Source organism: Caballeronia sp. dw_19, assembly GCF_018449515.1.
In the GTDB taxonomy this organism is placed as follows: domain Bacteria; phylum Pseudomonadota; class Gammaproteobacteria; order Burkholderiales; family Burkholderiaceae; genus Caballeronia.
In genome coordinates this window covers 45,164-56,070 of sequence record NZ_JAAVUQ010000047.1, presented here as the reverse complement: position 1 = coordinate 56,070, position 10,907 = coordinate 45,164, and the positions used below count along the sequence as shown (strand labels likewise).

Here is a 10,907-nt window from a genome sequence, read left to right as displayed (position 1 = left end):
TACATCTGAATCTGGCCTCGACATTCTGTCAGATGTAGCAGCAATATCCTAATGTCGTGTTTGAGCAAGATAGGAATGTCGTGTTTTGGTGCTGGTGCGATGCTGGGAGCTTCCGATCCAACGATGGGAGCTCGCCATGCAGCCAACCGACCTGGTGACGTTGAATATGCGCGAACTCGACCGACTCAGCTAGATCAAGCTCGCCAATCTCTCGCATAAAGACGCAACATGCTCACCAAGCTCCGGTATGGGTTTGGTTGCCACCCGTGTGAAACCGAGCGCCTCATAGTAGGCACATAGCTTCGTATCCCGTTGGTCGCAATCAAGTCTGAGATAATTCAGCGAAGCGATAGTCATTGCCTTTGATGAAACGCCTGCAAATTTCCTTTCGCAACGCGATCAGCTTTTCCTTGACGATGCCCTTCTCCATCACGAAGAAGACATCGACTTCGTTGAGCGCGTTGACCGCCTGTATCGTCACATAGTCGGGGTTGCCGGCGCCAATGCCAATGATCAGAATTCGCTTCACAGATGTGACTCGCCAGGGTTCATGCGACAAGTAGTTAGAAAGTGTAGGCGAGCTTGCCGAATGCCGTCCGGCCCAACGTGTTGTAACCGTATGCGGTGACGTACTGCCGGTTAAAGAGGTTGGACAGATTGGCGGACACAGTGAGATGCGAATTGACCTTGTACGCGGCACGCAGCCCAACGGTTGTGTACGACGGCAGATACGTCGCGTTGAACTGGTCGTCGTAGGTCGATCCTCCATAAAGCAAGGAGATGCCCGTGCTCAGCGCGTGCAGGTGAAACTCGTCCCATGTGTGATCGATGTTCAGGCTGACGGTCTGACGCGGACGGCGGTTGAGCCACGTCTGGTCGGTCACATCCTGCGGATTCAAAATGCCGATCGCGAGACTGACCGGTGTCGATTTGCCAAGCGTGCCCTTATACGACAGGTCGATGCCCTGAATATGCGCGCGGCCTACATTCACGGGGAGAAATGTCACCGAGTCGTAAGTGATGAGGTCATGCACGCGGGTGTCATAAACAGCGGCCGTGAAGGTGCCGAACGACGTGGCCGCATCAAGCGCTGCCTCGACCGTATCGCTGCGCTCAGGCTGGAGGTTCGGGTTCGCGTAACCCGGGTAGTACAGGTCGTTAAAAGTCGGCAGGCGGAATGCGTTGCCATACGAAATGCGTGCCGTATAAACCGGGGTAATTGCGTAAGCGACGGCAACATTACCGGTATTGATCGACCGGCCCTGGATGATCTCGTGGCGTCCCGCCAGGAACACCGTCAACGCGCCGAGCGTGACTGATTGATGGAGCGAGACGGCTGAATCGTTGCGCGTCGGCACGCCCGTGGGGATGTCGACCGGCAGGAAGGCTTGCTCGCGGGTGAAGTCGTAGGCGAGCTTGGTTTCACCGGACAGCGGCAGACTGAAGAGCGTTTGACCACGCTCCTGATGGGTCAGCGAGGTCGACGTGTTTAAGCGCGTCGAGTCGATCTCATCGGTCGGGATGGCCGGGTTGTTCGCATAGAGGAACTGTCGATCCGTGGAATAGCCCAACGACTGATCAAACTGCGTGAACGGCGTGATGTCCAGATGAAACGCAACGCCGGTCGTCAGTTGATGATCAAGCTGCCGGTTATCGCCGCCGGCATTGTCGTAGAACAGATCGGACCGGTGATAAAGCGCGAATGTGGAGATCGACCAGTTGTCATGCGCATAGCCTAAACGCGCATCCACGTCCTGAGCATGGTACGGGTTGCGGCCATCCTCGTGCCCGTAAGCCCCGGGCTGGGTCGCATCGATTCCAGCGGTATTGTAGTCATGCAGGCCCAGCGCGTAGGTCAGTCCGGCCAGTGCCGCGAGCGGACCCGTGGACGAAATACTGCCTAAAGTGCGGATCTGTGTATCGAACGTTTTGTTCGAACCACCGCCTGTTGAAATCGTAGTCTGGTTAGGTTGATTGGCCGCGCGGTTCGTGAAGAGTTGCACGACGCCGCCCACCGCGTCCGCACCGAATGAAGCGGCCGCCGGTCCTGAGATCACTTCGACACGGTCAAAGGCGGAGGTCGGAAGGTCGGCCCACTCGGCCTGACCTGTAGTCGCAGAACCAACGCGGATACCATCTATGAACACCGCAACCTGACTTCCCGATGATCCACGAATGCTGACGGCAGCAGAAGATCCTGGGCCGCCGTTTTGTGAAATAGTGACGCCTGGCAACGTGGCGAGGGCTTGCGTGATGCTCGGGTCACTCAGCGACAAACGGTCGAGATCCGCGCGGGTCAGGACCTGCGTCGACGCATAGCGTTGATCGAACGATTGCGGCAGGTGCTGCGTGTCGCCGGTGACGAGAATATTCGGCAGCGTGGCTGCATCCGGAAGCTGCTCCGGTTGCGGAAACGACGAGTCGTCCGCGGCCTGTGCGACCTGCCATGCCGAAACCGTCAGCGCAGAGGTGAGGATGAAATGACGGAACTTCATACGGGGAAAACCTTTTTATTGGAAGATTGGACGACGTGCTGCGAGCGCAAACGCAGCATGTCGATTTCGGATGGCGGCAATGACGAAACGCGGGCCTCTCTGGAGACGTCACCGCCCTGCCGTCCATGCGATAGACGAGATCAACCCACGATGACACGCAGCGGCCAAGGCACTTTTAAGTGGCGGTGAGTTCTCTCGCGCGGCAGATGCGCCCATGTCTCGGGTGCTGGTCCTGGCGAACGGCTGATGCCCACCTCGCCTGCGCAATCGTCACGCCTCAAGCGGGCAGCCGAATTCACCTATGCCGGTCTATGTGGGTCTAAGCGGGCCAATCGAGGGGATGCCCCTCTGGCTGTAAGCCAGGATCGCGGGCAGTATCGGTCATCGGTCATCGGTCATGTGGATTGTCTCCCGGGGAGTGCGCGCCCCAAAGTCAGAAAAGAGGTATACGACGCCGAGGTCTGACTTCCGGTTTGTGTTGAAACCGGTCACAGTGGCGCGACCGTGCTGGATTTACACCAGCTTCCACGAGTCGTATGCGCGCATTTTACTTCCGAATCCCCGTCGACACTATCAAGTCGGGGTTATTGAATAACCGGCGGTGCGGGTGCCCTTGGCAGCACGAGATTCATGCATGCTGGTTATCGCCAGCGACCTTTCGGAATATTTGCGTATTGAGTGCAATCACGTTGAAGACGGTCGGGGGTGGCGCTCTGAGCACGCCACCTCCGATCCGACATGTGCCTGATCTCCCGGACTAGACCCAGGACGAACGGAATTACTATCCCCTGCCCCGCGCCAGAGGGTATGCGGATCTTGAAAGCTCCTTAGTGGACCAGGATCGTGCTGTCGGGCGACCAACTCAACGTCACTTGCGAGCCGACCGGGATCAGGTCCTCGCCCGAGTTTTGCACATGGACCTTGAGCCGCTGCCCGCACCAGTCGAGCATATAGGTTGTATTCACACCGGCAAAGACGTGATGGGCAACCTGTGCCGTCAGCCGGTTATGCGCGCTCGGCGCGGCCGCGCCCGTTGCACGTTGGAGCGCGATTTTCTCGGGACGTACTGCACACTTTGTCTGACCAGATACAGTGGAGCGCGATCCGAAACGAATCAAACTGCCATCGTTAATGCGCATGCCCCCGGTCTCCAGTCGACCGTTGAGAATGTTGGCATCGCCGAGAAAAGTGGCGGCGAACTCGCTGGCCGGTTGATCGTAGAGTTCGCGTGCGGTCCCTTCCTGGATCAATCGCCCATCGCGCAGGATACCTACACGATCACTCAACGTAAGCGCTTCTTCCTGGTCGTGCGTGACGAATACGGTCGTGATCGCGACATCGCGCTGGATGCGGCGCAATTCGACCTGCATGTCCACTCGCAAAGATTTGTCCAGCGCGCTCAGCGGTTCGTCGAGCAGCAACACGCGAGGACGCGTCACAATGGCGCGCGCCAGTGCGACGCGCTGGCGCTGCCCGCCCGACAATTGATTGATCCCGCGTGCGTGCAGGCTGCCGAGTTGCACGAGATCCAGCACCTCCCCCACCCGGCGCTTGATCTCCTTCTTGTCCACATGCCTCACGGACAACCCGAATGCGACGTTGTCGGCCACATTCATATTTGGGAACAACGCATAGTTCTGGAACACCATGCCGATCTCCCGCCGCTCCACGGGCAAGCGTTCGACCGGCTGATCGTCGATGCGAATCTGCCCGCTGTCCGGGAACACGAAGCCGGCAATCATGCGCAGGAGCGTTGTCTTGCCGCTGCCTGACGGTCCGAGCAGCCCATAGAGCCCGCCCTCCGCGAAACGGATGGATACGTCGTCCAGCGCGCGTGATTCGCCGTACTGCTTGGATACTCCGATTACATTGACTTCGGCCATTATTGCTCTCCACCAAATCGATACAGCCGTGACACGATCAACATCGTGCCCATCGACACGACAATGATGATGGTTGAAATTGCGTTGATCTCGGGCGTAAAGCCCTTGCGGATCGCGCTATATATTTCGACCGGCAGCGTGGTCTCGCCCGGGTCGGACAGAAAGTACGACACCACGAACTGATCGAACGACACGGCGAATGCAAACAAGGCCCCCGCCACCACGCCAGGTGCAATCGCGGGCAAGGTCACGCGCCACGTGATCTGCCAGCCGCTCGCGCCAAGCGAACGGGCGGCCAGTTCCAGTTCAGGTGAGAACGTGCGCAAGCGCGCGCCGACCACGATGATCACGTAGGGCAACGCGAGCGCCACGTGACCGAGCAGGATGGCGTGCAAGCCCCGCCCGATACCGATCGCGAAGAAGAAAATCAGCATCGCGGTACCCGTGATCAGCCAGGGGATCGCCATCGGCGGGAACAGCATGGCTTGCAGGAAGCGCTTGCCCGCGAAGTCGTATCGAAAGAATGCCAACGACGCCATCACGCCGAGAATGGTGGACAACAACGTGGTCCACAGCGCGATCTCGATGCTCCGGAACGCCGCCGCCTTCAGCACGCCGTCCTCGGCGAGCGCCTGATACCAGTGCGTGGTGAAATGAAACGGCAACTCATAAAGCGGCGACGCGTTAGCCGACATCAACGCCATGACCAGGATCGGCAAATATAGAAAGCCAATCATGACCACGACGTACCCGTAGCCGATCACGCCAAGCGATGCACCCACGGTCCACGTCCTGCGACGCGGTGTATGCGGCGCGTTGGAGGCAGCCGGCGTGTCCAGCTTGATTGACCCGATGGTGTTGTCCTGCTTCATTTGTCCTTCCTCCGCGAGAGCCGCATGCCGGCGAACAGGATTGCCAGCACGAGGGCCAGCAGCGTGAACGACAATGCAGCGCCCAGCGGCCAGTTGAATACGGCAACGAACTGGTCCTCGATGACCGTGCCGATGAACGTGCCCTTGCGCCCGCCGAGCAACCGCGGTTCCATGAACGCCCCCACTACGGGCACGAAGGTCAACACGGCGCCCGCCAGCATGCCGGGCATCGCGAGCGGCAGGATCAGCCTACGCAGGATAGTCATGCGTCCCGCGCCCATTGAACGAGCCGCTTCGATCAGGGAGTCGTCAATAGCCTGCAGGCTCAAATAGGCAGTCAGCACCGAATACGGCAAGTAGGAATGCACCAGTCCGATCACGATTGCCGGATAAGAGAACATCAGGTCGGTGCTGACTGTCCACGGCCAGAGATGATTAAGCACCCAGTCCACCAGTCCGCCACTGCGCAGTACCATGTTCCAGGAGAATATCCGCACCAGCCCGTTGCTCCAGAACGGCAGGATGATCAGCAGGAACAGCGCTTCACGCGTGCGTCCGCGTATTACCTTCGCGAGCATGAAGGCGCACGGAAAACCGAGCACCGTGCAGATCAGCGTGACCTGGGCGCTGAGTCCAAGCGAACGCACCATCAGCTTCCGATACAGCGGTTCATCGAAGAACGTCAGGTAGTTCTGGAACGTCAGCGACCAGTTGCCGCCGCTCGTCGGCACGTCGGACATGAAGCTGTAGAACAGCATGACCGACAAAGGCAGGAACACCGCTAGCAGGAGCCATACGTAGGCGGGTCCGGCCAGCGTCATGGCGCGAACCAGCGGTCGGCCTTGCGGCGAACTGAGGGCAAATTTCATGGCACTTCCTTGAACGTCGTCAGTCGGCCTGGGCCTTGATTTCCTGCCATAACTGCAGGTAAGCCTTGCGCTTGTCGTCGGTGATCGGCTCCTGGAACTGGATCCGCGACTGCACCGCCGGATTCGCCAGCACCGCACGGTTGAACGCGTCGGCCGGCAACGCTGCAACTGCCTTGACGTTGGCCGAGACCGGCGCGCCGACACGGGAATCCCACTGCGTGTAGAAACCAGGATCGATCATGTAGTTGATGAAGGCTTTCGCGCCGGCGACGTTATGCGCGCCCTTGGGAATCGACAGGGAATCCAGCCAGCCGATCGCCCCTTCCTTCGGGATCACGAAGGTGACCGGCAGGTTGAACTTGTTGCGCGCGCGTGCGGCTGATCCGCTCCAATACGTGGAGATGTAAAACACCCCCGACGCCACATACTGGTTCCAGTCGTTCTCTGAACTCCAGAACGTTTTCAGTTGCCCGGTCAGCGCCTTGAGCTTGTCCTTGACGGCATCGAGATTCTTGATGTCGTTGATATTCTGGCCCGTTGCGAGCGCTGCGAACTGGACCGCTTCGATTGCGTCGTCACGCATGCCGACATGGCCTTTGTACGCCGGGTCCCACAGCGCCTGGATGGTGTCCGGAACCGGATGGACCTTTGTGTCGTTGACAGCAAACGACGTCACGCCCCACACCCACGGAATGCCGTAGCTCTGGCCGCCAATCTCGAGCAAATGCGAATGGCGCATCTTGGGGTTCAGGTCGGCGACGTTCGACATCCCCGTTACATCGATAGGCTGAAGCAGGTTTTGTTCGCGTGCTTGCTGGTTGAACGCGCTGTTGACCATCACCACGTCGTACGCGCCCGGGTTGGTGCGCAGCTTGGTGAGCATTTCCTGCTCGGAGTTGAAGAAGTCGTTGACCACGTGATACCCGGTCTTCGCTTCGAACTCCTTGAGCGCCCAGGGTTCATCCGTGCCATACCCCTTCCAGTTCAGCACGTGGACATCTTCGGCATGAGCCGCGAACGAAGCCAGGGCGGCCGTTGCCATCACGCACGTCAACGCCCGTTTAAATATTTTATCGATCAATGCCATTTCATGGACTCCCGGCAATCAAGTTGAACTCAAGCAGCACAGGCTGCGGCAGTAACTAGTTAATACAACTTAGTGAATCATCAAGCGCGGTGATCTTTCCCAGGTGGGCGCCTCTTAGCGCATCAGCAACGGCCGCATGGAAGCGACACAATGGGCGGTCAATCCATCTGTCCTTGCTCGCCCGCCCCAAGGCACGTTCAAAACTCCAGGTGCAATCCAAAATAGGCGGGATCGAGCAGACTGACGACGTATTCGACCGGGTTGCCGTTCTTGTCACGCGTGAGACGACGGGTGCGCAGGAACGACTTGCCCGGCGGGTGCTTCAGGATGTCGGCGTCGGCTTGTTCGAGCCCGATCACCTCCGCCCATTCTTCGCCGTGATCCGCAGCCATGCCGTATTCGATCAAGGTCTGGTTCAAGGAGCCGCCGATCAACCCCTGCAACGGCAGGTCCGCCAGCCGGTCGGAGAACGGAATCCGGCTGAGTTCGAGCGAGATCGGTCGCTCCGAGTCCGCCAACACCCGCAACCGGTCCACTGCGATAAATGCAGGCTGTTGCAGCGCGAGTTGAACGGCGAGCTTTTCATCCTGGATCACCCGGATTTGCAGCAACCGGGTTTGAGCACCGCCGTCCGCCGTTTCGAGCGCCTTTGACCAGCCCAGCGCACTATCCAGCGTCTGACCGTTGTAAGTGACAAACGAACCCACGCCGACCTTGCGGGTAATCAGGCCCGTATTCATCAGTTCCTCAAGACCCTTGCGAACCGTGTTTCGGCTGACCGAGAACCGCTGCACCAACTCACTCTCGCTTTCCAGCAGGACGCCGTACGGCAAGCGCCCGGTCAAGATCTCGTCCTGGATCGTCGCGGCGACCATTTCCGCTTTTGAGGCGCCCACATTGTTCGAACGTTTTTTCATTGCAGCGCCCCCGATCGTGGTGACCTTTCTGTCCTGAGCGCCGAAAGAAAGGAAATAAGTTTATGCGGACATGTATGAACATGTTTTCATGCGTCTTGCCAAACATGAAATCTAGAACTTATGGAACATACCAATCGAGATGCCGTGCGGATTGGCGCCGGGATTAGCCAGCGGTAAACCTGAATTCGCTGATCCAGCCAACGTATACGACGCCTGATTGTGATTGGTCAGATAAGAAATCGTGCCGTATACGCTGGTACTTTTAGATAGATCATATTGAGCCAGTGCGGCAATCTGGTTCGCATTATTGGCGGCAGCGGTTTTATCATGCAACGCGGTATAGCCTAACGAAACAAATACGGACGGCGTGAATTGATATTTACCGGAAACACCATAAACGTCGACATTCAGATTAATGTCCGTCCATCTGCTGGCCGCATAACCGGCGTAAATCGTCGCCTTCTGGATGGTGTACGAAGCGCCGGCCTCAACAGCGGTATCGGTCGAGGAGTTGGTGGCGTTCTTCACGGCTTGCCATGCCACGGTAGCCGCGATCGGGCCGCTGTTGTACTGGAGGTCGGCCTGATAACTCGAACCCGCCGAGCGCAATCCGCCGGCATCGCCAAAACCAGCATATACGCCCGCCTGCAAGCCTCCTATGACCGGTGACTGATACGACACGGTATTACTTGTGCGCACGACGTAGGTCATCAAGTTACTGAATCCGGACGCCTGGGTCGCGGCGCCAAATGCATCCAGATAACCCTGGTCGTAAAAGACGGGCGAGTTTTGGCGGCCCAGTCTCACTTCACCCCAGTTACCCGATAAACCCACCCACGCCTGCCGGTTGAACATCTGTCCCGTGGAAGCGAACGTGCCGTCATTCGGATTAAAACCGTTCTCGAGCTGGAAGTTGACCTTATTGCCGTCACCAATATCCTCGGAGCCTTTTAATCCAAAACGACTGGCCCATTCGGAACTTGATCCGACGGCGGCGGTGTAGTGATTGCCAGTATTCACATACTGAAAGAATTCATCCACGATACCGTAAAGTGTCACGCCAGAATCCGCATGAGCGTAACTACACGACAACAACGCTGCACATGCAGCGTATCGACCCAGCTTCATATACCCCCCGGTAATAAAAATAGTGGACGTGCAACGGCAGTGAACAAGCTGACCTACCTATTCGTTCCAAAAAGTACATGTATGAACAGGATCAAAATGTAGGTTGCCATTTTTTCGTAGTCAAGCGATTTGCACGTAGGGGAAAATGCTTAGATGACGGCGAGGGCACGGGTGCGTATGCGGGACCAAAGGCGCCGTGCGGCGCTGAATGACTTCCTTTCACGTTCGAACCTTCGGCGTCCCTGGCGCTCGCGCGGTCCTTTCGAGATTGAAAGGTGAGCCCGGACTTCGGGATGTTTCCTGATCCTGACAACGGCAGTTCGTCATCCCGCCCCCGCCACACGATCAAGCAGGTCCTCTGGTAACGTATCCGGCCAAAGTGCCTCCGCTCATGAGCCCACCGCATGAAGACAATCCCCCTGTCGGCCGCCCGTACCCTGCATCTGATAGCCCAAGGCCTGCTTGCGCCGCCGCGCCGCAAGGCGACAAAAACAGACGTGCTTGACGCAATCCGCCGCATGGCACAGTTACAGATCGATACCATCCACGTGGTCGCTCGCAGTCCTTATCTTGTGTTATTCAGCCGCCTTGGCGACTATCAGCCGCAATGGCTCGACGAGCATCTGGCCGAGGGTTCCCTGTTCGAATACTGGTCGCACGAGGCCTGCCTTGTGCCGATAGAAGACTATGGTCTGTTGCGTCATCGAATGCTTGATCCTGTCGGGATGGGCTGGAAATACGCGGCAGACTGGCATGCAAAACATCGCGATGACATCGAGCGCCTGCTCGAGCGCATTCGGGCGACCGGCCCGATTCGCTCGGCGGACTTTGCTCGCGAAGGCGGCAATGGCAGCGGCTGGTGGGATTGGAAACCCGAGAAACGTCACCTGGAAGTGCTGTTCGCGACCGGCGAACTGATGGTCGCGGAACGGCGCAATTTCCATCGGATTTATGATGTGACCGAGCGCGTGCTGCCGGATTGGAATGACGCGCGCGATCTACCGCCCGCCGAAGCGGTTCCGCAGGAACTGCTCAAGCGCGCTTGCCGGGCGCTGGGTATTACTCGTGCCGACTGGGTAGCGGACTATTACCGCATGCCGCGCCGTCCATACACCTCAGCGCTTCATGAACTGGCCGATGCCGGTGAGTTGATACCCGTGCGAGTCGACGACTGGAAGGCAGATGCCTTCGTGCACCGCGACCTCGCGGACAAGCTGGACGATGTGGTCGCCGGCCGCCTGGCTTCCACGGTGACCACGGTACTGTCGCCGTTCGATCCCGTCGTATGGGACCGCAAGCGCGCGAGCACGTTGTTTGGGTTCGACTACGCGATCGAATGTTATACGCCAGCCGCAAAGCGCAAGTACGGTTACTTCGCACTCCCTATCTTGCATCGTGGGCGTCTGATTGGACGGGTCGACGCGAAGGCGCATCGTACACAAGGTATTTTCGAGCTCAAGTCGCTGCATATCGAACCGGGCGTGCGCGTGGGCACAGGCTTGACGGCCGACCTGCGCCGCGCGCTGCAGCGTTGTGCGGACTGGCATAAGACACCGCAGCTAGCGGCCGGCCCGGGCGTTCCCGCAACGCTCGCTGCTGCGTTGACCGGCGTGTCGTGAACGTCGGATCAACGTGTTCCCGGGTATCCATTGTATG

9 protein-coding genes and 1 riboswitch are annotated in these 10,907 nt (G+C 58.5%); of the genes, 1 reads left to right on the top strand and 8 read right to left on the bottom strand.

The window, feature by feature from the left end:
- Positions 1-322 precede the first annotated feature (322 nt).
- The 8 genes from HB376_RS35920 to HB376_RS35885 form a co-directional block, all read right to left on the bottom strand.
- Positions 323-529 carry an SAM-dependent methyltransferase gene (locus HB376_RS35920; RefSeq protein ID WP_255631760.1) on the bottom strand — a complete coding sequence of 69 codons (207 nt, stop codon included), beginning with the start codon at positions 527-529 and terminating at the stop codon, positions 323-325.
- Between the two features lie 34 nt (positions 530-563).
- On the bottom strand, positions 564-2,495 hold the full coding sequence (locus tag HB376_RS35915) for a TonB-dependent receptor (protein ID WP_213768453.1): 1,932 nt from the start codon (positions 2,493-2,495) through the stop codon (positions 564-566).
- A gap of 401 nt (positions 2,496-2,896) precedes the next feature.
- A riboswitch (adenosylcobalamin (AdoCbl) riboswitch) is annotated at positions 2,897-3,049 on the bottom strand.
- Between the two features lie 273 nt (positions 3,050-3,322).
- Positions 3,323-4,378 carry an ABC transporter ATP-binding protein gene (locus tag HB376_RS35910; protein ID WP_213768452.1) on the bottom strand — a complete coding sequence of 352 codons (1,056 nt, stop codon included), beginning with the start codon at positions 4,376-4,378 and terminating at the stop codon, positions 3,323-3,325.
- Complete coding sequence (locus HB376_RS35905) at positions 4,378-5,250, bottom strand: ABC transporter permease (protein ID WP_213768451.1); 873 nt, start codon at positions 5,248-5,250, stop codon at positions 4,378-4,380. Before HB376_RS35905 ends, HB376_RS35910 begins: the two co-directional genes overlap by 1 nt.
- Positions 5,247-6,119 carry an ABC transporter permease gene (locus tag HB376_RS35900; RefSeq protein ID WP_213768450.1) on the bottom strand — a complete coding sequence of 291 codons (873 nt, stop codon included), beginning with the start codon at positions 6,117-6,119 and terminating at the stop codon, positions 5,247-5,249. The genes HB376_RS35905 and HB376_RS35900 overlap by 4 nt, the downstream gene beginning before the upstream one ends.
- 19 nt (positions 6,120-6,138) lie before the next feature.
- Positions 6,139-7,206, bottom strand: coding sequence for an extracellular solute-binding protein (locus HB376_RS35895; protein WP_213768449.1), 1,068 nt, complete (start codon positions 7,204-7,206; stop codon positions 6,139-6,141).
- 197 nt (positions 7,207-7,403) lie between these two features.
- Positions 7,404-8,123, bottom strand: a complete 720-nt coding sequence (locus HB376_RS35890) for a GntR family transcriptional regulator (RefSeq protein WP_213768448.1) — start codon at positions 8,121-8,123, stop codon at positions 7,404-7,406.
- A gap of 111 nt (positions 8,124-8,234) precedes the next feature.
- Entirely contained in the window at positions 8,235-9,251 is a 1,017-nt protein-coding gene (locus HB376_RS35885; RefSeq protein WP_213768447.1) for a porin, read from the bottom strand.
- Between the two features lie 404 nt (positions 9,252-9,655).
- On the opposite strand from HB376_RS35885, the gene HB376_RS35880 reads away from it, so the two are divergent.
- Positions 9,656-10,870 carry a crosslink repair DNA glycosylase YcaQ family protein gene (locus HB376_RS35880; RefSeq protein ID WP_213768446.1) on the top strand — a complete coding sequence of 405 codons (1,215 nt, stop codon included), beginning with the start codon at positions 9,656-9,658 and terminating at the stop codon, positions 10,868-10,870.
- Positions 10,871-10,907 lie beyond the last annotated feature (37 nt).

Excerpts from the sequence above, each read along its gene's own strand:
- HB376_RS35915 (WP_213768453.1), bottom strand. The coding sequence starts at position 2,495 with ATGAAGTTCCGTCATTTCATCCTCACCTCTGCGCTGACGGTTTCGGCA.
- HB376_RS35910 (WP_213768452.1), bottom strand. The coding sequence starts at position 4,378 with ATGGCCGAAGTCAATGTAATCGGAGTATCCAAGCAGTACGGCGAATCA.
- HB376_RS35905 (WP_213768451.1), bottom strand. The coding sequence starts at position 5,250 with ATGAAGCAGGACAACACCATCGGGTCAATCAAGCTGGACACGCCGGCT.
- HB376_RS35900 (WP_213768450.1), bottom strand. The coding sequence starts at position 6,119 with ATGAAATTTGCCCTCAGTTCGCCGCAAGGCCGACCGCTGGTTCGCGCC.
- HB376_RS35895 (WP_213768449.1), bottom strand. The coding sequence starts at position 7,206 with ATGGCATTGATCGATAAAATATTTAAACGGGCGTTGACGTGCGTGATG.
- HB376_RS35890 (WP_213768448.1), bottom strand. The coding sequence starts at position 8,123 with ATGAAAAAACGTTCGAACAATGTGGGCGCCTCAAAAGCGGAAATGGTC.
- HB376_RS35885 (WP_213768447.1), bottom strand. The coding sequence starts at position 9,251 with ATGAAGCTGGGTCGATACGCTGCATGTGCAGCGTTGTTGTCGTGTAGT.
- HB376_RS35880 (WP_213768446.1), top strand. The coding sequence starts at position 9,656 with ATGAAGACAATCCCCCTGTCGGCCGCCCGTACCCTGCATCTGATAGCC.